Genomic DNA, 24,175 nt, shown 5'->3' with positions numbered 1-24,175 from the left:
AGTGTGATAGGAGGTTTAGGATAATTGGTATTCTGAGAGGTCCATCAGGCCTTTGTACAGAGCCGTTAATTTATCGTTGACAATTTTCTTGGCCATAGCATCACCGGGGTTGCTGGTGTAAGCCGTCCACGCGTTGGTCCAGTAGTTGGGATCTGTCTGCCCCCCCAGCAGGTAAGTGCTGGCCAGGAAGGTCTTCGTGTCGTCAGATACCGGCATGCGGAACAGCACCTCCAGGGAATCTGTGATGAGCTGTGCGGCGTTGCCAGGATCGGATTGCTGCGCGGCAAATGCCAGTGCGTCAATGAAGAGGCCATTGAATTTGCTGATGCTCAGCGTATCACTTAGTTTATTGCGTTTGGGCAGGGTATCATTGTTGATCCAGATCTCGTGGTACTGCGGCTCCTGGTAATAAGCGGCCCAGCCGGCCACCAGCGGGGGCGAGCCAATGTCCTGCAGCATAGTGGCAGCCTGGTCGCGCAGTACGTCCCAGGCGCTGTACAAGTTCGTATAGTCGCTGGCGTTAGGAAACTGGATATTGAATTCGCGGCACATGCCCACTACAAAATCGATGGGGCTTTTGATCAGGCAGGACATATTGCCCGGATCAAAAAAGTGTTCGCTCTTGAAAAGCGCGCTGAGTACGGGTTTGATCTCGTAATTGCTGTTGATGAACAGTGTGGCCAGGGGTGCTATCACATTCTTTTCCGCGGCATCATCAATGATGTAGTAGACGAAGAAGCGATAGAGTTTGCGGCAGATAAACTTCGCGCATTCCACCTGTGCAAAGATGATCTCCAGCAGGGCATCCAGCTCATTCTGGCCACTGGGACCGGTTTGGCCGGAAATGATCTTGGCGCTGTAGAAGTCGGAGAACTGCTTGTTATCAGAATCATGCTCGGTGGTCTGGAAGTAAGTGGTGCAGGTATCAAAGTTCACACGGTAGCCGGTAAGCACACGGGCGGCGGCGCGCACGTCGTCTTCCGTGTAGTGAGAGTCCGGTCCTTTACCTACGGTGAAAAGTTCCTGCAGTTCGCGGGCATAGTTCTCATCGGCGGCTTCTTTGGAGTTCAGGTAGCCGTTGAGGTATACCAGCATGCCGGGGTCCAGGGTAATTTCCCTGGTGAGCGTTTTGAAATTGCCCAGGGCGTTCCTGCGCAGGGTATCGTTGGTTAGCCAGGCCAGGCGCCCGTCTTTTACGGTCATGGTCTCGGTCACAAAGTGGTTATGCCAGAAGAGGGTCATCTTCTCATTGAGGCTGCGGCCCTGGTTTACCATGAGGCCAAACCACCAGGCTTTCCAGGATTTATTGCGCAGGTCATTGAGGGAGTCGCCGGCATCGCCGGTGGGCGGCTGGCTGGAATGTACCCAGGTGGCACCACTGGCAATGTTGGTCACATCGGTGCCGTAGTTATTAACAGGAGGAGCGGGTGCAACGTAAGCCGCATTCACGAGCAGGTCTACCGCGGCATCCATGGAGAGGCCTTTGAAGTAGTTAATATCTGCCCGGGTAGCGCCAAACATGGTCCTTTTCAGGAGGTGGGTCACCTGTTCGGATCCCCAGGGTCCTGCGTATGGGTTGATGCCTCCTCCTACGCGGGCGGCGGGTGCGCTGCTGGCGGGGGAAGCGGCCGGGATAGACTGTGATGGCTGTTGCCGGTCGTTGGACAGCTTTAGAAAAGCTCTGCGATCCATAGGGAGATACGGTTAATGAATGAGGTGACGATATACATGAAAGGCTGTCCTGGTTATAGGGACCGGGAGGGGCCTGGTTTTTCAAGAACCAAATTACTAAAAACTTTAATATAGATTTAAATTATTTGTTAAGTAAAGGTTACGGGATGGAGGGGATTTGACCGGAGGGTGTAAGTGGGGTTCTCGAAAAACAGAAACCGGGTTGCGGAAAAGGTAGGGTGGCGGTTTGGGAAAGGCCAACATGGGGGATTAAGAGCCATGCCTGGGTGAGGTTTGGTACAAGGCAGAAAACCGGATTTGAGAGAAGGGTAGAATTGAGGTTTGGGAGAAAACAAGGAATACAAAAGATGCTTTTGAATTTAAATGCCGCAGAAAATTGGGGAACAAGCCCTAAAATTCAATGGTACCCAGCCAGTGAAACTTGTGTCAAATCACAACGATCACAGGCAATACTTTCCCTAAGCTATCATTTTGATAGCCAAATAATTACCAAATGTTAACGGCCCGTTAGGCGACGAAGGGTTTTATGGGCGATTTAATTTATTTTATAGAAATTAGTTGCGCCGAAAGGGAAGACAGCCGCTGCATTGCTTGCGAGGCCACAGCACTGTTTTCCCGACCGGCCGGATTTAATCACAACCACACCCCGCCCCTATTCGGAGCAGCGGCGATGGTCATTTCATAACCGTAAGGTGGGTCGCCTCTCATTTGCAAAAGTCAAGAGCGCCCCTTCCTTCGCAGAACCATTGATCAAATGGCTCATCTTTTTAAATATCCCAAAAGCGTCAGGATCGCAATCCTGCTGCGGCTTAAAACCCTTATTGAGATCCGCATAACGTACGCCAAGACTTATTGCACCCCGGCAATAGCGTTGACCATAACGCATACACAGCCGCACGGCCCTGTAAATACATGACCACCTTTCACAAAACCATCTCCTGGAAACCCGGAGATACAAGCAGCGGCGACAAGTTTGGCTTGGAATAATAGTAAAAATGTCATTTTGGACACCGGATTAGCCAATCTAACACACGCGCTATCAACTAACAACCAATCAGTTAACTACAAATCAAAGCTAAGCAATTATTTTCAAAAAAAGCTATTCAAATGGCTTTTTTTGAAAAAGTTCTTGGCCCCCGATAAACATGGCGAAGAAAAAGATCAGAACTGAGGAGACGATACAACAAGAAAATGCAAGAAGGGAAGAGAACAAGCAGCTGATAGCCGCGGTACAGGACATCGTAGGCATACGGAATAATGTAGCTTTTTCACGGCGGCTGGGTGTAGACAGAAGAGTAATTGAAGCATGGAAAAACGACGGTGCCCAACCATCAACCGCATCTAACAACGCAGTAATAAAAAGTATTGGCCTGGACCTGTTACATTCGTCTTTTACAAATAAGATACTTGACATAAGACGCCCTTCAGAATTCACCCTGTTCCGTGAAATTGCTATTGCAAAAGAATGGCAGCTCATTGAACACCCTGAATCACCACGGTCCGCGGCAACTGCAACCGGGCAAAACGAGCTGGGCAAAGCCGGTATTAAGGACAAGGAAGGACCAGTGCTTTCATCAATGCCGGAAATAGTAGGAATATTGCTTGGCCAGTCTTTCCCGGACGTTGCGCCCTCGGAAATACACGATGGAAAGGTGTACCTGATACGCGTCACCAACAGGAAACCCGTGCTGGCGGTCTTACGCAAATTTGACGAACAAACCATCCTGATGGGCACCACGCGGGGCGAGGCCCCGGAACAGATAGCGATCAAAGATATTAAGGAACTGCGGTTACCCCCGATCGGTGCTTTACATTGACCGGTACCGTATACCTGTGCCATCACTGGAAACGCTTGCAGCCATCAACGCTGGCCACCCCTCCCCCACTTCGTATTACTTTTTCCCTTAAATTTATAACTGCACCAATAAAAATTTAACCCATGCAAGCAGCATATATCGTAGCAGGTTACCGTACGGCCGTTGGAAAAAGCAAGCGCGGTGGGCTCCGCTTTTACCGTCCGGATGATATGGCCGTGGATGTAATAACCGGTCTCCTGAAAGCCGTGCCACAACTGGATCCCAGCCGGGTAGATGATCTCATTGTAGGAAACGCCGTGCCGGAAGCAGAACAAGGCCTGCAAATGGGCCGCATGATCTCTGTGCGTGCCCTGGGTATAGATGTTCCCGGTGTCACTGTAAACCGCTATTGCGCATCCGGCCTGGAAACCATCGCCATCGCTACCGCCAAGATCCAGGCAGGCCAGGCAGATTGTATCATTGCCGGCGGCACCGAAAGCATGAGCCTTGTGCCCGTGGCGGGCTGGAAAACGGTGCCTAACTACACCGTGGCCTCCACCACACCGGATTACTATTTAAATATGGGCCTCACTGCGGAAGCCGTGGCCCGCGAGTATAACGTATCCCGTGAAGACCAGGACGCCTTCTCCCTGAAATCGCACCAGAAGGCCATCACTGCCATCCAGAACGGCTACTTCAAAGATGGCATCCTGCCCCTCAACGTGGAAGAAGTATACGTGGATCCCAATGGTAAACGCGCCGTGCGCAACTATGTAGTGGATACCGATGAGGGCCCCCGTGCCGATACTTCCATGGAAGCACTGGCAAAGCTGAAACCCGTATTCGCCGCAGGCGGCAGCGTTACTGCCGGCAACTCCTCCCAGACCTCTGATGGCGCCGCCTTTGTGCTGGTCATGAGCGAGTCCATGGTAAAAGAGCTGAACCTTTCGCCCATAGGCCGTTTGGTGGGTTGTACAGCAGTAGGCGTGCACCCGCGCATCATGGGCATAGGCCCCGTGGCAGCGGTGCCCAAAGTGCTCAAACAAACCGGCCTTACCTTAAATGATATTGACCTCATAGAACTCAATGAAGCCTTTGCATCCCAGTCGCTTGCCGTGATCCGCGAACTGGGCCTCAACCCGGATATTGTAAACATCAACGGAGGCGCCATTGCGCTGGGTCACCCACTCGGTTGCACCGGCGCAAAGCTTACAGTGCAACTGCTTAGTGAACTGAAACGCCTGGGCAAAAAACGCGGGCTTGTAACCGCCTGCGTAGGCGGTGGGCAGGGCATTGCAGGGGTCATTGAACGATTGTGAGGAAATTGTCTTAGGTCTTAAGTCTTAGGTAAAAGGTTAAAGTACTTAACGGGCATACACAACAAAAGGCGCGGCTAATAAACCGCGCCTTTATCATATCCAATCATTTCATATTGCTTACCTGCCACCACTTTTCGCCGCCCAAAAAATGGCATTACGGAACATTGTAGTGTAAGCGGTGTTATTGAATAATTCCGGCGCATGCCCCATAAAAATATACACGTTGCGGGCCTTCACATCAGGATTGCTCCACACCACGGGGTGGTCGCCCATCGTGATGGGGGATGCGGGTCTGTAAGACTTTTCATCTACACTGGCCAATACTTTTACATTCGGGCGCGGGCTTTTATCATACGTATACCATTCATCTTTTTCAATTACAAAACTATCCGGTACATTCTTCATCACGGGATGCCTTTTGTTTTCTACATGCACAGTGGCCCGGGCAAACGTGGCAATGTAATTTTTGAAAATAATACCGCCCATGTAATCATGGTACCACGGCCACATTTTATAGCCGTCAAAATCACCCAGCAAAGACGCATGATGAAAACCTATCCACCCGCCCCTGCCCTGCTCAATATATTGTTTAAATGCCTGCTGCGCGGCTGCCGGCCAGGCATAAGGTACATAATCCAGTTGGATAAAGAGTTGGTATTTACGGAGCAAAGCACTGTCCACTACTTTGATATCCTGGATGTAATCGATCGTGAAATTGCTGTCGGTGGCCAGCTTGTCCAGCCACACTTTCGCAGCCTTGGAATAATCCACGTGATGGCCACCATTTTCATAAATAGCCAATGCATGAAAGCGGGGCTGTTGCTGCGCACGCAGGCGGAGCCCGGGGCTAAACAACACACAGCACAAGAGCAGGATATGCAGGCTGTATGGCAGGCTTAATGAGCGGGATGCAGGCTTGTCAGTAAATTCATTCATAAGAAGACATTATTCCTTAAGCCCCTGAAATTCCTAAATATTCCGTTATTTATTTTCTAAAATATACCGCGGCAGGGCAGCCTGGGAACAGTTTTTTACAACGATGGGGTCACGAAAACGTTTTCGGCCGGCGTCCCCGTACATATTAGGCAATTGCGCTTTAATGCCTATCTTAACAATATGGATACTGAATACCAGAAACTCAGGCAGGAAAACGTTTTCCTCCGTCTTACGCCTGTTTCCCGCTTTGTCACAAGCCTGGTGGCAGGGCTTACTACTTTTTTTTGTTTGCCGGCAAGCCGGTTGCCCTTGTTGTTGCGTGGCATGCTTTCGTGGAATGCATTTGCCTACATGCTCATTATTCTTTGCTGGCTGGTGATCGCAGCCAGGTCCACCCCGCGCATCCGTGAATTTGCAAGGAGGGAAGACGGCAGCAGGGCTTATGTATTCCTGATCGTACTGCTAGGTTGCTTTGCCAGCATGGTGCTCGTGGCATCCATGATCCTCAGCAAGGCCGCCAGCGGGCCTTTGCAAAGCATCTATCTTATTACCACGGTGGCAGGTATGCTGGGCGCCTGGGTGATGGTGCATACCACCTTTACCTTTCACTACGCGCACATGTATTACGACCATGACGGCCAGGACCCGCACAAGCATGCAGAGGGCCTGGAGTTCCCCTCAGAAAAGAAGCCGGACTACCTTGATTTTGCATATTTCTCCTTCGTGATCGGCATGACCTTCCAGGTGTCCGATGTAGAGATCAGCGCCCGCAAGATCAGGCGCATGGTACTTTTGCACGGGTTGCTGGCATTTATACTGAACACCTTTGTAGTAGCGTTAACGGTGAATATCATTGCGGGGTTGAAGGGATGAAGACACCACCCGCACGTGGCCTTTGTGCACATAAAAAAGCCTTTTCTATCCGCGATAGAAAAGGCTTTTTATCGAAAATGAAGGTATTAGTTATTCCACCTCTATATTCATTTTTTCCAGTTGCTGGTATACTGCGGCACGTACCTCGCCGGCCACCACATTCACACGGGCAAAATCCTTGCACCAGAAGTAGATGCGGAGCTCTACCGTCTTGGCGGTGATGGCGCCCAGCACTATTTCCGGCTCCTTGCGCTCCACCACATCATGATTGGCCTTTACCACCTGTACCAGTGCTGGGCGCAGCTGGTCCATATCTGCATTTTTCCTGATCACAAAAGGCAACGACACGCGTGCATAGTTGTTGCTCAGCGTCCAGTTTACGATGTTGTGCGAAAGCACATCCCCGTTGGGCATGATCACCTCTGCGCCTTCTTCTGTCAGCAAGGTGCTGGAGCGGATACCAATTTCTTTTACCCGACCTTTTTTATCTCCTATTTCCACGGTATCGCCTATACGCAGCGGGCGGTCAAAGATGAGGATAATGCCGCTCACAAAGTTGTTCACAATAGATTGCAGGCCCAGGCCAATGCCCACGGAGAGGGCGCCCAGTACCACGGTGATCTTGTCAATGGGCAGGCCGGAAGCGGCGATGGCCAGCAGGAAGCCCAGGATGAGCAATACCAGGCGCGTTACCAGCAGGCGACTGCGCTGTCCTTTATCATCAAAGGCGGCGTCGTCGCCCGTATCGCCAAAGAAGTAAGCAATGTATTTCTGCAGGAAGTTGGCCACCCAGATAATACCCAGGAACAATACCAGTCCACGCAGGGTGAAGTTGATGCTGCCTACCGAGTAAGGCTGGCTGAACACTATGCCCAGTATGTCATTGAGCGCATCATAAATATTCAGGTTGGTAGTAAATACAATGACCCACAGGATAATGGCCAGCACCATGGCAAAGCGGCGCAGGGAGCGGGAAATATCTGCTATTTCAAACGCTTCCGGGTAGTGCTTGCGCATACGGCTGCTCTGGATCTGCAGCAGGAAAGCCTCCACTACCACGCTTACAAACACGCCCAGGCTCACGGTTTGCGCCAGCGCATACACCGCGGTAGCGCCCAGGATCTGCGACAGGGTAACACGGCCAAATACATTGCAAAGCAGCGCCAGTGCATTGAATACAACGTACAGCCCCACTACCCAACGGAAAAGCTTATACGCCTTCAGGTGGGATGCATCGCGCGACAGGAAATACCAGCCCAGCAGAATAGAAGCAATATTGATCACAAAATTATACCAGCGGCTCAGGAACATGGGCAGCCCCAGGATGCGGATAATGGGCAGCAGCAGGAAAAGCAGCAGGAACACGCACCAGCCGTAGAACAGCGTTCGGCTCAGGCGTTTGTAGATCACCACGCTGACAATGAGCATGAGCAGGAACTGCGTGGTCTCAATATAAATAGCCGGTGCATGCAGGTCAAACAAAGGCGCCAGGCTCAGTGCCAGCACCAGCGTAGCCGTATAGGGGCGTGGGTTCAGGTAGCGCAGGCCCAGCATGTTCAGGGAGGCCATGCGGTCCAGCTTTTTGGTGCTGCGGTAGTTGTACCACACCCAGAAATAGAATACCAGGCCGGTGATATAGAGCCACACCCGCTTGTTGCGGGTAATGGCAAAATAGTACTGCGCCAGGCGCTGCTCTGCATCTACTGACTTGCGGAAACCCGCCTGCATAGCGGCGGTGGGCGTATTGCCCCCGGACCGGGGCTCCCAGATGAAGCGCCTTTCTTTACCAAAAACCTGCACGCCCACGGTGCGCAGCAGGCCGTCTGTTTGATACAGCAGTTCTTCCACAATGATGGAATTGCCCGCCACATGGGCTTTCAGCGTATTAAAGCGTGCAGTGGAAACCTTCATAAGACTATCCGCACGTTTCCACTTGCTGCGCAGCTGCACCAGCTGGGGCATAAACTGCGCACGCAAAGCCGTATCGCGAAACACCTTTATGATGAGGGTATCCTTGCGCATATCGCGGATCTCCTTTTTAATGCCCAGCAATTTGGAAGCATAGCCCTGCAGCGAGGTGTTGTAGTCGGCCATACTTTTATCCAGGGCATCCAGCAGGGTGTTGTACATCTGCAGGTTGCGGATGTTCTGGCCACGGTCGCCGGCATTGAGGCGATCTTTCAGGATAGCGATGGCAGAATCGCTCTCGTTGAGCTTCTCCTGCATCTGGTCTATGCCTATCAGTGAGCCGGTAACCAGGGGCACCTTGTTCAGGGTCTGGAAGGCTTCTTCAAACTGGTCGAGATAATCACTGCGGGTGGGGACGGTACTGTTACCAAACAGCGTGGTATCAGCATTCCTGCGCCAGCGCGCAGAATCTTGTGCGCGCACCTGCAAGCCGCAGCAAGCGAGTAACAAAAATAAAAGACAGTTCCTCATAAAAAGATCGGTGAAAGGGCTTGGACCCTGAAAATAACAGACGGTTTAATAACGCAAAGTTGGCCGGAAAAATACGACTTCCCTTTGCATTTATAAAAAAACAATATGTTATCTCCCCCAACTTACAATACGTCTTTCAGGTGCTTATAGTTAGACTTCACCGTGTCCAGCACATCGTCCATACGCCCGCCCAGTATGAGTTTGGTCATGGAAAGGGCGTAGCCTTTCATTTGCTTCCACTCCACGGTGGGCGGCATGGCCAGGGCGTCGCTGTTGGTAAAGATGTTGACCAGTGCCGGGCCGCTGTGCAGGAAAGCCTCTTCCAGGGCCTGTTTCACCTGCCCGGGCTCATGCACATTCACCCCGCGGATGCCCATGGCCTGGGCCACCAGGGCAAAGTCGGGATTCACCATATCCGTTTCATTGTCCGGCAGCCCCTGTACCTGCATTTCCAGCTTTACCATCCCCAGTGCCCGGTTATTGAACACCACGATCTTTACCGGCAGTTGATACTGTTTAATGGTGGCCAGGTCGCCCAGGAGCATAGACAGGCCCCCATCCCCGCACAAGGCAATGACGGGTTGTTGCGGGCGGGCTAAGGCTGCACCAATGGCCATGGGCATGGCATTGGCCATGGAACCATGGTTAAAGGAGCCCAGCATTTTGCGCTCCCCGGTGCTTTCAATATAACGCGCGCCCCATACGCAGCACATGCCGGTATCTACCGTAAACACCGCGTTGTGGGCCGCCAGCTCATTGATGGTAGCGGCTACAAACTCCGGCTGTATGGCATCGCTGCTGCCATTGTCTTTCACATAGGTCTGCAAATGGGATTTTACTTTTTCATATACCTGCAGCTGTGCATCCAGGAAAGTGCTGTCTGTTTTCTTTTCTATCAGGGGCATCAATGCTTTTACGGTGTCGTTGATATTGCCGCAAAGGCCCATGGTCAGTTTGGCGCGCCGCCCCAGGCGTTCCGGCTTCAGGTCCACCTGCACGATCCTGGCACCGGTGGGCATAAAAGGGTCGTAGGGAAAGTCGGTGCCCAGCAGCAATACCAGGTCTGCTTCATGCATGGCATGATAGGCAGAAGGCAGGCCCAATAAACCGGTCATGCCTACTTCATAGGGATTGTTATGCTGCATGCCCATTTTGCCACGGAAAGAATAGCCCACCGGTGCCTTAAGCAGGCCGGCCAGGGCCACCACTGCATCGTGGGCTTCTTCCGCACCAATGCCGCAATAGATGACTATTTTAGGTGCCTGGTTAAGCAGGCGGGCCAGCTCCTGCAGTTCTTCATCAGCGGGCCGCACCACGGGTTTGTTGCGGTATACCTGCATGGCAGTAGGACTTTCTTCGGCAGGCAATGCGGTAAGATCACCAGGCAGTCCCACCACGGCCACACCTTTGCGGTGAATGGCGTGCTGGATGGCGGTTTGCAGCATGCGGGCCGCCTGCACGGGCGTAGCTGCCACCTGGTTGTACACACTGCAATCGTCAAACAATTTAATGGTGTTGGTTTCCTGGAAATAGTCCGTACCAAATTCCGGTGTGTTGATGGTAGTGGCCAGTACAATAACGGGAACGCCTGTACGGTTTGCGTCATACATACCATTGATCAGGTGCACGTGCCCCGGGCCGCAGCTGCCCGCACAGCAGGCCAGCCCGTCCAGCTCCGCTTCGGCGGCGGCGGCAAAGGCGCCCGCTTCTTCATGGCGCACGTGGATCCATTTGATCTTACCGCTGCGCCTTACCGCATCGTTGATCTCGTTCACACTGTCGCCGGTTACGGCATAGATGCGTTTTACACCGGCCTCGATCAGGGTTTCTACGATCTGGTCGGCTACTTTCTTGCTCATATGGGATGGTTTTGCCATCATCCAACAATAATTCTACCGTTTTGTTGGCCGGGGATAATATGTACCTCATTTAGTTGGGCCTGCCAGTGTTTTTCCACATGAAGGGCGTGGTTTTATACGGGGATCACTTTCTGCAACCTGGTAAGGCCTGTCGCAACCCTGTAGCGGGCACCGGCAGCAGGGTAAGCCTGCCACTGTGCAGGTCTTCCCCGAGTTGTGCATACAATACCTGGATGCACGCGGCAGGCTGCAGCGATATCCAGCGGCCCATCCAAAGTGCGTCCGAAGTGGCGTGGGCCGCCGGAGCAGTTTTCAAGACGAGGGCAGCATACAATATCTTAACCGCATTGGCGGGCCATTGCATCGCCCAACACGCATGCAAGAAGGTGCCTGTGCGCACTGGATAATTTGCCCAAATTCCCCTGCAAATTGGCACAGGCAACCCGCCTGCCGCTGTTTCCTATATGCTATCTTTGTGACCTTACCACAACCTGTTCCACTCACCTTTAAAATTTTCAGGCTATGTACACCACTGTTTTCCCGCCGGTTACTGTATCGCATTTTATCACTTACCACTTTACTTTTTTAACAAATGACAACTCCTGCTACGCGCCATTCCATCCGTAATATTTTTTCCATCATCCGCCAGTCATTGAATGGGGAGGAGCAGGATTATACCCAGGGCAGCATACGGCGGGCCGTGTTCCTGCTGGCCATTCCCATGATCCTGGAGCTAAGCATGGAAAGCGTGTTTGCCATCGTAGACATGTTCTTTGTAGGCAAGCTGGGGCCCGATGCCATTGCCACCGTGGGCCTCACAGAATCTGTAGTGGCTATCGTGTATTCCATTGCCATAGGCCTCAGCACCGGCGCAGGCGCCATTGTGGCGCGGCGCATCGGTGAAAAAAATCCGGTGGCCGCGGCGCATGCGGGTGCGCAGTCCCTGTTGATTGCCGGTGTATGTACTATTTTGATCAGTGTAGCCGGTGTGTGGCTGGCCCCGGAGATCCTGCATTTCATGGGAGGCAGCCCGGCCGTGGTGCAGGAGGGTGCTATTTTCACGCGCATCATTTTTGGCGGCAGCCTGGTGATCATTCTGCTGTTCCTGATCAATGGTATTTTCAGGGGCGCGGGCAATGCGGCCATGGCCATGAAAAGCCTGTGGATAGCCAGTTTTACGAACATCATCCTCTGCCCCATCTTCATTCATTTCATGGGCCTGAAGGGCGCGGCAATGGCCACTGTAATAGGCCGCACCACCGGTGTGTTGTACCAGCTCTATCACCTGGTAACGGGCAAGGGCAGCAGCCTGCGTTTTACCTGGGCCCACTTTGACATCGACAAACCCCAGATCGCCGCTATTTTTAAAGTAGCCTGGCCGGCCACATTGCAGTTTCTCATCGGCAGTGGCAGTTGGATCTTCCTGGCCCGCCTGGTGGCGGAAACCGGCGGCACAGACGCATCTGCAGGTTACCAGATCGCCATCCGCAACATGGTGTTTTTCATTTTGCCCGCCTGGGGCCTGAGCAATGCAGCCGCTACACTGGTTGGGCAAAACCTGGGCGCACAACAGGTAGCGCGCGCGGAAAAAAGTGTAATGCTCACGGCCCGCTACAATGCGGTGTTCATGGGCTGCGTCATGTTGTTGTTCCTGTTCGGCTCCCAGTTCATCATCCGTTTCTTCACCGGCGATGCGGCCGTGCAGGCTTACGGTGCCAGGGCACTGCGCATCATGGGTGCCGGCTATATTTTTTATGGCATTGGTATGGTGATGAGCCAGGCGCTGAACGGAGCCGGCGATACCCGTACTCCTACCATCATTAATTTCTGCTGCTTCTGGCTGTTCCAGATCCCCTTTGCCTACACGATGGCAACCGGCGCCCACCTGCGTGCCACCGGTGCGTTCATTGCCATCCCGGTGGCAGAGACCATGATAGCCCTGATAGCCTGGTATGTGTTCAGTAAAGGAAAATGGAAGACGGTGAAAGTGTAATGCCTGGTAAAGCGCAGGCTATACATTAATTCTAGATCCTTTTAAACCAGCCATTTAGGCGGTAAATTATTCAACTGGCATAATTTTAGAACAGGAAGGTTGCGAGATTATTCTAAAAACATTTGGCCATGAAACAGATATTGATAGCAATGACAACAGCCGTGGTTTTCTTCTCCTGTAAGGGTAACTCCGGCGATAATACTGCCTCCTCCGTTGGCGAGGAAAAACAGGCAACGATCGATTCCATGAACGCGATCAATGCAGCAAAGGCTGCCACGATTGATTCTATGAATGCAGTGCGCGCTGAACATCACCATTCTTATAACAGCGCCCCCGCATATAGCAGCAATGCTGCCCCCGCGGCCGCTCCTGCTACCACTTCCGCCCCGGCAACCGCCCCGGCCAAAAAGGGCTGGAGCCACACCGCTAAAGGCGCTGTAGTAGGTGCCGGTGCGGGCGCCATCACGGGTGCCATTGTAAACCCGGACCACCTTAAAGGTGCAGCCATCGGTACATTGATCGGTGGTGGTATTGGTGCCGGTACCGGTGCTATCGTGGACCACAGCAAAAAGAAAAAAGCGCAGCAGCAACAGCAGCAGTAAGTACTTTTATCTCCAGCCATCATTTCGCAACATAGGCGCCTCCGGGAAGGGGGCGCTTTTTTTGCGCTGGTGCATGGTTGCAGGCGGCCATTAAGGCCGGGGATGAAAAGGAAACAATGGCGACTCCACATGCGAGGCTGCCATCAAACCGGACAAACGCTGCGCAATATCCGGGTGGGTGGCGGCGATATTCTTTTTCTCCCCAGGATCATTTTGCAGGTCATAAAGCTCCACCGGGTTATCCGGGTGCGCAATAGCATCCAGGCGCACGGCCTTCCAGCGGCCCTGCCGTACCGCCTGGCGGCCGCCATCTTCATGAAACTCCCAATACAGGAAATCATGCACGGGCTGCCGGCCTTTCCCCAAAAGTGACGGCACAATAGAAATACCATCCGTGTGTGCGGGCGGCGCTGCACCGGCCAGCTGGGCCAGGGTAGGCATCACATCCCAGAAGCCGCCCACAAAATCACTTTGGCGGTGTGCTGCCACGTGGCCCGGCCAGCGTACAAAGAAAGGCTCGCGGATGCCGCCTTCATACAGATCACGTTTTACACCGCGGAACGGGCCGGCACTGTGAAAGAAAGCCGGGTCTGCACCCCCTTCCACGTGCGGGCCATTGTCACTGCTGAAGATCACGATGGTGTTTTTATCCAGGCCCAATGCCTTTAACTGATCCATTACCTGGCCCACAAACAGGTCCAGACGGGTGATCATGGCCGCAAAGGTGGCGCGCGGGTAGGCCTGCGATGTATAGCCAGCCACAGTGGCACCTTTCCCATAATCATTACCTTTGTAAGGGTGCTCAGGATAACGGCCTTTGAAGCGCTGGAAAATGCTGTCGTCCGGCACCAGCAACTCTGCATGGGGCAAGGTATACGTAAGGAACACGGCAAAGGGCTGGTTCCGGTGGGCCTGCATGAAGGCGAGGGCTTTGGCATGGATGAGATCCGGGGAATAGGTGCCGGTAGCCGAAAGCGCTGCATTGCCCGGCAACTCCACTTTTACATCGTTTTGCCATAAGTGCGTGGGATAATAGCGGTGGGCCTGGCGCTGGCAATTGTACCCGTAGAACTCATTTACGCCTTGTCTCAGGGGATCGCCCTCGGAACCTGGCGGACCTAGTGCCCACTTGCCAAACACGCCGGTAGTGTAGCCGGCCTGTTGCAACACTTCCAGGACGGTAAGCACGGAATCGGCAATGGGTTGCTGGCCCTCAGGTGCTATTTCCTTATTGCCCCGGATAAAAGTATGCCCGGTATGAAAGCCGGTCATCAGCGAGGCGCGGGAAGGTGCACACACGGAGGTGCCGGCGTAAAACTGGGTAAAGCGCATGCCCTCCGCCGCCAGTTGGTCAATATGCGGGGTGGTGAAACGGGTTTGCCCGTTCACACTCACATCCCCATATCCCAGGTCATCTGCCAGGATAAAAACAATATTGGGCCGCTGCTGGGCAGACAGCAGTTGGGCACATAACATGGCGGCCAACAGGAATATTTTGCGCATCGTTTTTCTAAGTTAAAAATTCTTCCCCTGCATTTTTTAAAATGAGTAATATTGATGCCGCATTTTATGAAGATCGTTTATCGCATTATACTGGCTGTCTTAGGGTTATTCGGCATATTCCTGTGCGGCACAGGCGTGTACCTGGCCCTGAAGGCCATTGGCCAGGGGCAGCTGGCGGCGGGCAACAAGCACCGTGTACTGACCATCATTACCTGTATACAGCCTTTTGCCATGCTGCTGGTGGCCATTTGCGCGGCACTGGCCCTGCGCCGGGAACTGAAAACAGCGCCACATCCCCCACGATGAACCGGAAAATGTTACTCACCTTTTTATTTACCGCCTGCTTTGTGGGTTGCTGTGCCGGGGCGGCCTGGCTTTACCTGCACCCCCAACTGCCGGAAGCAGGGTCGTTTTTCCGCCTGCTCCTGGGCATGGCGCTCTTTTTCGGCATACCTGCGGCGATATTGTGGAGCCGTTTTCGGCGGAGATGAGATTTCCTGGATACCTATTCCCCTGTGCAATATTTAACTGCGTTGCCCCTTGGGAGGAGTATTTATCGTACCTATGCCAGTAAACAATATTGACCTGGCCTGTTCCCCGAACCGTCCCCTGGATATTTATCAAGTACCCATTCACCCAAACAATATTTACCTGAACCGCCCACAGTAATAAAAGTTTTTTATTTTTTCAAGTACCCGGCTAATTATACTTTTGTTACTAATTTTAAAGTGGTTCCTAAATTTCTAACGGATTGTCAAACGTGTCACTAGCAGACGAGCATTACTTGCTGAAGCAGGTAGCCACCGGCGACGCGGAGGCTTACACCCGGCTTTTCCATCATTACGGCCCGCATGTACATGCCGTGGCGCTGATGTATGTGAAAGACGCAAGCCTGGCGCGGGAGATCGTGCAGGAGGTGTTCCTGAAGATCTGGCTGCGCAAGGAAGAAATGGAAACCGTGCTCCGTTTTGACGATTATCTTTTTATACTAACCCGTAATCACATTTACGACAGCTTTAAAAAAAAGCTGGTCCGCCTGAAGGCCCAGGACCTGCTCCTGCAGCAACAACCGGCTGCCAGCAACGATACTGACCAGCGCCTGCTCCGCCACGAATACGAAAAACTCCTGGACACCGCCATTTCCCAACTCCCCCCCGCCCGCAAGAAGGTTTACCAGGAACGCGCCCAGGGTTACAGCAACGAAGAGATCTCCCAACGCCTGAATATTTCCATCCACACCGTAAAAAAACAATGGCAACTGGCCGCGCATTTTGTGCGTGCATTTGTGAAAGCGCAGATGCTGCCGGCGGTAATGGTAATGGTGCACTTTTTTTTGAAGTAGCAGCTAAAACGATTTAATGTCCTGGGGATCGCCCCCTGTTTCCCCCGGGAAATGACCTGTTCCCCCTTTCCCTGCAGGCAGCTCTTACCCATTCCGCCAGCCAAACTTCCCCCTCGTCAAAAAAAATTTTAAATTTTTTAACATTGGATACTCCTTTCCCTTTCCAGCGTCGTCTTTAATACTATTATACCATTTGCCTTCTATGACCACTGCCACTTTAAAGGAATTGCTCGACAAGTTTAAACAGGACCGGATCTCGGCGGAGGAGCTGGAGCTACTGCAAGCCGCAGTAGCTACCGGCGCCTACCGGGAGCTGGTGGAGGCCGACATCCTGGAGGCCCTGCGCCAGGCGCCGGTGCCCTCCGAGTGGGACAGGACGGAGGCCGAGGCCGTGCTGCAGCATATCCTGCAAACGCCTCCCCGGCGCCTGCGTAAGGGCTGGTACTGGGCCGCAGCGGCACTCACGGGCGCCTGCCTGCTGGCAGGAGACTGGTGGCTCCAGGGGCATAAAACGCCTACCACTGCCCAGGTGGTACCTGCAAAGCCCCACGCCATCACCCCCGGGACTAACCGGGCCATGCTAACCCTGGCAGATGGCAGCCGCATTCCGCTGGACAGCTTGCACAGCGGGGCTTTGGGACAGCAGGGCAATGCCATCATCAGTAATAACGGGCAGGGACTTACCTACCATACAACCGGAAGCACCGAGGCAGTGTTATACAATACGGTGGCCACCCCCCGGGGCGGCCAATACCAGCTTACCCTGGCAGACGGCAGCAAAGTGTGGCTCAATGCCGCCAGCAGCATCCGTTTCCCCACGGCCTTCAACGGCAATGAACGCCTGGTGGAGATCAGCGGGGAAGCTTACTTCCAGGTGGCCCCCAAGGCCAGCCAGCCTTTCCGCGTAAACATTGCCGGCAGGCCAGACCTGCAGGTGCATGTGCTGGGCACCAGCTTCAATGTAATGGCTTACACGGATGAAAAAGCCATCACTACCACCCTGGAATCGGGCGCGGTACAGGTGCAGCATAATGCCCGCACCCAGGTACTGCAACCTGGCTACAACGCCAGTGTAAGCTCCAATGCGGACCAGATCACAGTGGCAAAGGCAGACCTGGACCAGGCCCTGGCCTGGAAAGATGGGAAGTTCCGCTTCCGCGACACCAACATACAGACCATCATGCGCCAGGTGGCACGCTGGTACGATGTGGAAGTGCAATACCAGGGCGACGTTTCCAACCTGGCTTTCTCCGGGCTGATCTCCCGGCGCCAGAACGCACCGGAACTGTTGCGCATCCTGGAAGCCACGCACAGCGTACGTTTTGAGATTGCCAATAACACCATTACCGTAATACCGGTAAACGCACTATAACAACGCTGATACGCTATTACCAATACACATAAAAGGTTACAACAACACTAAACCAGTCTTTAAAAAAAAAAGTAAAAAGAGTCAACAACCGGTAATTAAGAAAAGGTCAAAAGAAGAAAAGGTCTGAACAGATCAAATCCACAAATAAGAACTGCTTCCGCCGCCGTGTATACCACCACGGCCCGGAAGGACATTACTCACCCTAAACAACGGTTATGAAAACGTAATTCCACTCAGGGGTACATAAAAAAGCCGGAAGTGCTGGAACACTCCCGGCGGACCGTTAGCGTACCCAATTCCCTTGACTAGACAGAAAATTGAATTATTAAGCCAACATGAACAAAAGTATGGAACTACTTGATACCCGCAAAGCCCGGGGTAACGCCCGCCGTATGCCCGGAAAATTATTGTTGATTATGCGATTAACTGCAGTATTGACTTTGGTATTCTCCCTGAACCTGAGCGCCAAGACATTCTCCCAAACCGTGACCCTCAAGGCGCAGCGCCTGTCGCTGTACGAGGCGTTTAACAACATCAGCCGCCAGACCGGCTATGAATTTGTGTACGATGCACAGGTGGTGAAGCACGCTGCCCCCATCAATATTGATGTGAAAGCCGCTCCCCTGGCCCAGGTGCTCAATGCCTGCCTGGCCGGCAACAACGCCCTTACCTACAGCATTGTGGATAAGACCATCGTCATCAGTGTGCGCCCACAGCCTAAGGCCGCGGCGGCAAACACGGTTGCTCCGGCACTTACCATCACCGGCAAGGTAGTGGACGGCCAGGGCAATCCCCTGATCGGCGTAGCCGTACAGGTGAAAGGCACTACCCGCGGCCTGCTGACTAACGAAACCGGCGCCTTCTCCATCCAGGCCAATGCCGGCGACGTGCTCACCTTCAGCTACCTGGGCTACGATCCGCAGTCTGTGACCATCACCGGCGATGCGCCGCTGACCATCACCATGAAGCAGTCTGACAACCAGCTTACCGCCGTAGTGGTAACGGCGCTGGGTGTACGCCGCCAGGAAAAGACCATCACCTATGCCACCCAGCAGCTGGGCGGTGAAGAACTGGTAAAGGCCAAGGACCCGAACCTGATCAACACCCTGAATGGCAAAGTGGCCGGTCTGACCATTTCCACCAGCGGTTCCGGCGTAGGCGGTTCTGCCAAGGTAGTACTGCGTGGCTCCAAATCCGGCCTGGGCTCCAACCAGGCGCTGTACGTGATAGACGGGGTGCCGATGAACAACCTTACCAGCTCCCAGCCCACACAGCCCGGCAGCATTTACGGTGGCAGCACCGCATACGATGGCGGAGACCCGATCTCCAACCTGAACCCGGACGATATTGAAAGCATTTCCGTACTGAAAGGCGCCTCTGCCTCTGCCCTCTACGGCAGCCAGGGTGCAAACGGGGTGATCATCATCACCACCAAGAGCGGTAAAGCCGGCAAATCTACCGTGAACCTGTCTTCCGGCTTCCAGCTTAGCTCTGTGGCCATGAAGCCCAAGTTCCAGAACAACTATGGCATGTCTGCCCCCACCGATCCCTCCAGCGATTACAACACCCAGAGCTGGGGCAGCAAGATCAATGGTGCGCATGACAACCTGGACGACTTTTACCGCACCGGTTACAACTGGACCAACTCCATCAGCCTCTCCGGCGGTAATGAAAAGAACCAGACTTATTTTTCTTATGCCAATACCAGTGCAAACGGTATTGAGCCCACCAATAAACTGGGCCGCAACAACATCACCTTCAAGGAAACCGGTCACTTCCTCAATGATAAGCTGACCGCCACCGGCGATGTGAACTACATGACCCAGACCATTGACAACACGCCGCTGGCGGGCTTCTACTACAATGCCCTCACCGGTTTGTACCTCTTCCCCCGCGGACAGAACCTGCTGCAGTTCAAAGACAAATTTGAACTGCCCGACGCTACCCGCAACAACCTGATGGTGCAGAACTGGCCTTTCAATGAAGACATCCAGCAGAACCCCTGGTGGATCGTGAACCGCAACATCAACAGCCTGACCCGCAACCGCGTGCTGGCCAATGCCAACCTGAAATATGATGTGAACAAGTGGCTGAACTTCTCTGCCCGTGGAAGCATTGACCGCATTGCGGATAAATACGAGCAGGATGTATACGCAGGTACCATCGCCGTGCTCTCACACCGCAACGGTACTTTCAACGTGAACAACCAGACCTCTACCCAGATGTACGGCGACTTCCTCGCCAACATCAACCTCCCGATCGGCAAGGACTTTAAGCTGACCGGTGTAGCCGGTACCAGTATCCTGGATACCAAGTATGATGGCTTTAAGCTGGGCAGCACCGGCATTGACAGCCTGAAATACCCGAACATCTTTACCCTGCAGAACATGAGCGGCCTGGACCCGAATGTGTCTGCCACTTTACCGGAACAGCACGTACAGACACAGTCTGTATTTGCCAGCGTAAACCTTTCCTTCCGTGACTGGTTGTTCCTGGACCTCACCGGCCGCCAGGACTGGTCTTCCGCACTGGCTTACACCAGCCATGAGCACTACTTCTACCCTTCTGTAGGTTTGAACGCCATCCTCTCCCAGGTATTTAAGCTGCCGGAAGTGATCACCTTTGCAAAGGTGCGTGGTTCTTATGCTGTAGTGGGTAATGCGCCCCTGGCCTACCAGAGCAATGCGGCCCAGAACTACTGGACCAACAGCCTCACGGTAAACACTACCGCGCCTTTCAATGAACTGGTGCCGGAAAAAACAAAGTCACTGGAATTTGGTACAGAATGGCGCTTCTTCGACAGCCGCCTGAGTGCTGATGTGACTTACTACAAGACCAACACCACGAACCAGACCATCAAGATCCAGGCAAGCCAGGCCACTTATTACGACAACTATTTCATCAACGCCGGCAACATCCAGAACCAGGGTATAGAAGCGGTAGTGAAATACGATGTGATCCGCGACAAGGCCTTCACCTGGAACACTGGTTTCAACTTCTCTACCAACCAGAATAAGATCATCTCCCTGTCTCCCAAAGTAGACCTGTTCGTACTGAGCGGCCAGTCTGGCGCTAACTACGCATCCCAGTTCAAGGTGGGTGGCTCTTATGGCGATATCTACGGCGTGGGCGTCCAGAAAGATGCGCAGGGCCGCGTAATGCTGAAAGGCGGTGCGCCCCAGCTCACCAGCGGTGACCTGATCAAGATCGGCAACTCCAACACGAAATGGCAACTGGGCTGGAACAACAACTTTGTATACAAGAACTTCAACCTCTCCCTGCTGGTAGACGGTAAGTTTGGTGGCCAGGTACTTTCCCTCACCCAGTCCATCATGGACCAATACGGCGTATCTGCCGCCTCCGGTGCTGCGCGTGACGCGGGTGGCGTGAAGATCAATGGCGTGGATGAAAACAACAATGCAGTGACCAGCGTAGATCCGCAGACCTGGTATAACACGGTAGGCGGCCGTAACGGTGCTTCTTCCCAATACATTTACAGCGCTACCACGGTGCGCCTGCGCGAAGCATCCCTGGGTTACTCCGTTCCCTTCCAGCACAGTTTTGTAAAAGCCCTGAAGGTATCTGCCATTGGCCGCAACCTGCTGTACTTCTACAAGAAAGCGCCGTTTGATCCTGAAATGACCATGAGCACTGCCAACGGACTGGGAGGGGTAGACGTATTCATGCAGCCTGCTGTACGTAACTACGGTCTCTCTGTGAATGCCACTTTCTAATCTTTACTGACAAAAATGATCGCCATGAAAATTTTCCATAAAGCAATGAACCGGGCCAGCCTGATAGGACTTACGGCACTGACACTGGGCCTGGGCGCATGCACGAAGAACTTTGATCTTTACAACACTGACAATACCGGCGTATCCAACGGACAACTGGACCCGGACTTCAACAAACTGACCCTGCTGCGTTATGCACAGCGTTCTATTTATAACTTTGCCGGCGGTGGAGACCCCAACTCTTTCCAGCTGCAGCAAAACCTGGCGGCAGACTGCTTTTCCGGCTACCTGATGTCTGCCACACCGTTTAACGGTGGCCAGAATAACCTGAACTATTTCCTGGTGACCGGCTGGAACGGGGAAGCTTTTAAAGTAGGCTACCTGAACGTGATGTCCAACATCGCTACCCTGCGCAGCCTGGGCGTGGACAAACAATACCCCGCGGTATGGGCCATTGCGCTCACTACGCAGGTAGAAGCCATGAGCCGCATCACAGATATTTACGGGCCCATTCCTTACAGCAAGGCTGGTACCGCTAAAACCGGCATCCCTTACGATTCACAACAGGATGTATACAACCTGTTCTTCCGCCAGCTGGACACCGCTACTGCCGCATTCCGCGACTTCATTGCCAGCAACGGTTCTTACCCATTCTCTTCCACAAAGTATGACGCTACGAACTACAATGGTAACATGACGCAGTGGCTGCACTTTGCCAACTCCCTGCGCCTGCGCCTGGCTATCCACATTTCCAACGTGGATCCTGTCACCGCCAAGCAACAGGGTGAACTGGCCATGGCGCCTGCCAGCGGCGGTCTGATCACCACCAATGCGGACAATTTCAGCCTGCCCACCACGGATGGCGGCCTGTCCAATCCCCTGGCCTTCATCTCCATCAACTGGGCGGATATCCGCATCAACGCGGCCATTGCCACTTACATGACCGGTTACAAGGACCCGCGCATTTCCCGTTATATGGACAAGAGCACTGACGGTTCTTTTGCACCGGCCTATGAAGGTATCCGCATTGGCTCCATCACTTCTGCCAATGTGAAAGGAGACTACCAGAACTACGCTTCTGTGAGTGCATCCAGCTTTGGCCTGAAATCCAATGTGACGCTGATGACCGCTGCGGAAGTATACTTCCTGCGTGCAGAAGCTGCGCTGAAAAACTGGTCCAATGTCAATGGCAGCGCACAGTCGCTCTATGAAGCAGGCATCACTACGTCCATGTCCCAGTGGAATGTAGCACCCGGCGCTTACATCACCGATGCCTCCAGCAAACCCGCTTCTTATCACGATCCGAAGAACAAGAAAAATGATCACGACAGCCTGACCAACACCACCATCGCCTGGAGTGATGCTGCAACAGATGCGGTGAAACTGGAACGCGTGATCACGCAGAAATGGATCGCCATGTTCCCCGAAGGACAGGAAGCGTGGACAGAGTTCCGCCGCACGGGCTACCCGAAACTGTTCCCCGTGGTGAACAATAACAGCGGTGGTACGATAGACGGTACCATCCAGATCCGTCGCCTGCCCTTCCCGCAACAGGAATACAACACCAATGGCGCGGAAGTACAGAAAGCCATTACCCTGCTTGGCAACGGTAAGCCCGACAATGGCGGTACCCGCCTGTGGTGGGATACCGGGAAATAATGATAATGGAACCTGCTATATGGAGAGGCTGCCTTTGGGCGGCCTCTTTTTTTTGGGGGTAACTGTTTTGGCATTCAATGGCAAGGCGTTTCAATTTCCCTGAACCCGGAAAATTGAAACGCCCTTGATGTTGGAAATTGAAAATGCTTTTACGCCAGTGACTTCTTCTTCCACGCCAGGTATTGCGGCAGCTCCCAAAGCTCAAACAGGCCTTCCCCTTCGGGGTCTTCTGGCAGTGCGGCGGCGTCTACGTACTGGATGTCCAGGGCAAAGGATCTTTCACCGATCACGGTGTCCAGCATTTTGTACACCGCGGAGAGCAGGTTCTCTTTGTCGCGCACTTCATCATAATTAGGCAGGTACACGCGGATGCCGGTGTGGTTAATATTTTCTGTATGGGTCAATGGCAGGAACCAGACGGATTTAGGCTCCAGCGTTACATCATCCCACTGCATGGTAAACTCCACGCCCTGGGGCTGGATGAAGGCCGTAAATTTCCAGTTGGCTATTTTGGGCGCACGGGCCACCAGGTATTCCACATCTTCAAAATAGTCACTCTTGCCCTCTGCAGTGATGATCAGCTCCGGCACATCATTTTCCCTTATCCCGGTTTCAAAATATAGTTTGGGATGGTAGCGATGCAATTCCGCCATCAGCTCATCCATCAGTTTTTCCTTTACATACGGCTCCACGTCACTCAGGAAGAGGTAGCCGCTGTGATGCGCCTCAAACCATTGCCAGAAGCGGATCGCGCTGTTTTCCATTGTAAATGGTTTAGGGTCAAATGTAGTGAAATTGTACAATGTACAGCGTACAACGTACAACGTACCATTTTTTTAAAAAGCACGCTGGCGGTAACATGTCATACGATACGCGATACATTGTACGCTGTACGTTGTACGCTGTACGTTGTACGTTGTACGTTGTACGCTGTACGCCGTACGTTGTATAAAACAAAAAGCCGGTCCTCCCATCGGAGGTCCGGCTCTTGTGAAACCGGGGAATGAAAATTCCCGGTTGTCGCTTATTGCATGTTATGAAGCGATGTACATCGAC

General features: G+C 53.2%; 17 protein-coding genes. 10 read left to right on the top strand and 7 right to left on the bottom strand.

Going from position 1 to position 24,175, the window contains the following annotated elements; genetic code table 11:
• Positions 1-15 precede the first annotated feature (15 nt).
• Entirely contained in the window at positions 16-1,692 is a 1,677-nt protein-coding gene (locus tag DCC81_RS06550; protein ID WP_108685758.1) for a DUF1800 domain-containing protein, read from the bottom strand.
• A 1,145-nt stretch (positions 1,693-2,837) separates the two neighbouring features.
• Here DCC81_RS06550 and DCC81_RS06540 point away from each other — a divergent pair.
• Together DCC81_RS06540 and DCC81_RS06535 are read left to right on the top strand one after the other, a co-directional pair.
• A complete protein-coding gene (locus DCC81_RS06540) occupies positions 2,838-3,509 on the top strand; it encodes a hypothetical protein (protein ID WP_108685756.1) in 672 nt (223 codons plus the stop codon).
• 122 nt (positions 3,510-3,631) lie between these two features.
• Positions 3,632-4,807 carry a thiolase family protein gene (locus tag DCC81_RS06535; protein WP_108685755.1) on the top strand — a complete coding sequence of 392 codons (1,176 nt, stop codon included), beginning with the start codon at positions 3,632-3,634 and terminating at the stop codon, positions 4,805-4,807.
• A gap of 117 nt (positions 4,808-4,924) precedes the next feature.
• Here the strand turns inward: DCC81_RS06535 and DCC81_RS06530 are convergent, their stop codons facing one another.
• Entirely contained in the window at positions 4,925-5,743 is an 819-nt protein-coding gene (locus tag DCC81_RS06530) for a ThuA domain-containing protein (RefSeq protein WP_108685754.1), read from the bottom strand.
• A gap of 180 nt (positions 5,744-5,923) precedes the next feature.
• Here DCC81_RS06530 and DCC81_RS06525 point away from each other — a divergent pair, with 180 nt between their 5' ends.
• The gene (locus DCC81_RS06525) at positions 5,924-6,616 is read left to right on the top strand and encodes a DUF1345 domain-containing protein (protein WP_108685753.1); all 693 of its coding nucleotides are present in this window, start codon (positions 5,924-5,926) and stop codon (positions 6,614-6,616) included.
• Positions 6,617-6,706: 90 nt separating this feature from the next.
• On the opposite strand, the gene DCC81_RS06520 is transcribed toward DCC81_RS06525, so the two are convergent.
• The 3 genes from DCC81_RS06520 to DCC81_RS06510 all read right to left on the bottom strand — a co-directional run bounded on the left by DCC81_RS06520 (position 6,707) and on the right by DCC81_RS06510 (position 11,230).
• Positions 6,707-9,034: a mechanosensitive ion channel family protein gene (locus DCC81_RS06520; protein ID WP_165806461.1), complete on the bottom strand. Its 2,328-nt coding sequence runs from the start codon at positions 9,032-9,034 to the stop codon at positions 6,707-6,709.
• A 143-nt stretch (positions 9,035-9,177) separates the two neighbouring features.
• Positions 9,178-10,914 (bottom strand): thiamine pyrophosphate-dependent enzyme, encoded by a 1,737-nt coding sequence (locus tag DCC81_RS06515; protein WP_108685751.1) that lies wholly within the window; start codon positions 10,912-10,914, stop codon positions 9,178-9,180.
• 124 nt (positions 10,915-11,038) lie between these two features.
• Positions 11,039-11,230, bottom strand: coding sequence for a hypothetical protein (locus DCC81_RS06510; RefSeq protein ID WP_133177572.1), 192 nt, complete (start codon positions 11,228-11,230; stop codon positions 11,039-11,041).
• 276 nt (positions 11,231-11,506) lie between these two features.
• Between DCC81_RS06510 and DCC81_RS06505 the strand changes: the two genes are divergently transcribed.
• A complete protein-coding gene (locus tag DCC81_RS06505; protein WP_108685749.1) occupies positions 11,507-12,907 on the top strand; it encodes an MATE family efflux transporter in 1,401 nt (466 codons plus the stop codon).
• Between the two features lie 128 nt (positions 12,908-13,035).
• Entirely contained in the window at positions 13,036-13,509 is a 474-nt protein-coding gene (locus DCC81_RS06500; RefSeq protein WP_108686493.1) for a glycine zipper domain-containing protein, read from the top strand.
• Between the two features lie 90 nt (positions 13,510-13,599).
• Here DCC81_RS06500 and DCC81_RS06495 read toward each other — a convergent pair whose 3' ends face one another.
• On the bottom strand, positions 13,600-15,012 hold the full coding sequence (locus DCC81_RS06495; RefSeq protein ID WP_108685748.1) for an arylsulfatase: 1,413 nt from the start codon (positions 15,010-15,012) through the stop codon (positions 13,600-13,602).
• Between the two features lie 66 nt (positions 15,013-15,078).
• Here DCC81_RS06495 and DCC81_RS06490 point away from each other — a divergent pair, with 66 nt between their 5' ends.
• The 5 genes from DCC81_RS06490 to DCC81_RS06470 all read left to right on the top strand — a co-directional run bounded on the left by DCC81_RS06490 (position 15,079) and on the right by DCC81_RS06470 (position 23,119).
• Positions 15,079-15,318 (top strand): hypothetical protein, encoded by a 240-nt coding sequence (locus DCC81_RS06490; RefSeq protein WP_133177570.1) that lies wholly within the window; start codon positions 15,079-15,081, stop codon positions 15,316-15,318.
• 454 nt (positions 15,319-15,772) lie between these two features.
• The gene (locus DCC81_RS06485) at positions 15,773-16,354 is read left to right on the top strand and encodes an RNA polymerase sigma factor (RefSeq protein ID WP_165806460.1); all 582 of its coding nucleotides are present in this window, start codon (positions 15,773-15,775) and stop codon (positions 16,352-16,354) included.
• A gap of 202 nt (positions 16,355-16,556) precedes the next feature.
• Positions 16,557-17,726 (top strand): FecR domain-containing protein, encoded by a 1,170-nt coding sequence (locus DCC81_RS06480; RefSeq protein WP_108685745.1) that lies wholly within the window; start codon positions 16,557-16,559, stop codon positions 17,724-17,726.
• A 416-nt stretch (positions 17,727-18,142) separates the two neighbouring features.
• Positions 18,143-21,460, top strand: coding sequence for a SusC/RagA family TonB-linked outer membrane protein (locus tag DCC81_RS06475; protein WP_108686492.1), 3,318 nt, complete (start codon positions 18,143-18,145; stop codon positions 21,458-21,460).
• A gap of 24 nt (positions 21,461-21,484) precedes the next feature.
• Positions 21,485-23,119, top strand: coding sequence for a SusD/RagB family nutrient-binding outer membrane lipoprotein (locus DCC81_RS06470; RefSeq protein ID WP_108686491.1), 1,635 nt, complete (start codon positions 21,485-21,487; stop codon positions 23,117-23,119).
• Between the two features lie 149 nt (positions 23,120-23,268).
• Here the strand turns inward: DCC81_RS06470 and DCC81_RS06465 are convergent, their stop codons facing one another.
• The gene (locus tag DCC81_RS06465; RefSeq protein WP_108685744.1) at positions 23,269-23,883 is read right to left on the bottom strand and encodes a hypothetical protein; all 615 of its coding nucleotides are present in this window, start codon (positions 23,881-23,883) and stop codon (positions 23,269-23,271) included.
• Positions 23,884-24,175 lie beyond the last annotated feature (292 nt).

The organism is Chitinophaga parva (assembly GCF_003071345.1).
GTDB classification, from domain to species: domain Bacteria; phylum Bacteroidota; class Bacteroidia; order Chitinophagales; family Chitinophagaceae; genus Chitinophaga; species Chitinophaga parva.
The sequence above is the reverse complement of the archived record's forward strand: the minus strand, read 5'-3'. Positions and strand labels throughout refer to the sequence as shown.

Bases quoted from the DNA above. Each gene is read 5' to 3' on its own strand.
- DCC81_RS06550 (WP_108685758.1), bottom strand. From the start codon at position 1,692: ATGGATCGCAGAGCTTTTCTAAAGCTGTCCAACGACCGGCAACAGCCA.
- DCC81_RS06540 (WP_108685756.1), top strand. From the start codon at position 2,838: ATGGCGAAGAAAAAGATCAGAACTGAGGAGACGATACAACAAGAAAAT.
- DCC81_RS06535 (WP_108685755.1), top strand. From the start codon at position 3,632: ATGCAAGCAGCATATATCGTAGCAGGTTACCGTACGGCCGTTGGAAAA.
- DCC81_RS06530 (WP_108685754.1), bottom strand. From the start codon at position 5,743: ATGAATGAATTTACTGACAAGCCTGCATCCCGCTCATTAAGCCTGCCA.
- DCC81_RS06525 (WP_108685753.1), top strand. From the start codon at position 5,924: ATGGATACTGAATACCAGAAACTCAGGCAGGAAAACGTTTTCCTCCGT.
- DCC81_RS06515 (WP_108685751.1), bottom strand. From the start codon at position 10,914: ATGAGCAAGAAAGTAGCCGACCAGATCGTAGAAACCCTGATCGAGGCC.
- DCC81_RS06505 (WP_108685749.1), top strand. From the start codon at position 11,507: ATGACAACTCCTGCTACGCGCCATTCCATCCGTAATATTTTTTCCATC.
- DCC81_RS06500 (WP_108686493.1), top strand. From the start codon at position 13,036: ATGAAACAGATATTGATAGCAATGACAACAGCCGTGGTTTTCTTCTCC.
- DCC81_RS06495 (WP_108685748.1), bottom strand. From the start codon at position 15,012: ATGCGCAAAATATTCCTGTTGGCCGCCATGTTATGTGCCCAACTGCTG.
- DCC81_RS06490 (WP_133177570.1), top strand. From the start codon at position 15,079: ATGAAGATCGTTTATCGCATTATACTGGCTGTCTTAGGGTTATTCGGC.
- DCC81_RS06480 (WP_108685745.1), top strand. From the start codon at position 16,557: ATGACCACTGCCACTTTAAAGGAATTGCTCGACAAGTTTAAACAGGAC.
- DCC81_RS06475 (WP_108686492.1), top strand. From the start codon at position 18,143: ATGCGATTAACTGCAGTATTGACTTTGGTATTCTCCCTGAACCTGAGC.
- DCC81_RS06470 (WP_108686491.1), top strand. From the start codon at position 21,485: ATGAAAATTTTCCATAAAGCAATGAACCGGGCCAGCCTGATAGGACTT.
- DCC81_RS06465 (WP_108685744.1), bottom strand. From the start codon at position 23,883: ATGGAAAACAGCGCGATCCGCTTCTGGCAATGGTTTGAGGCGCATCAC.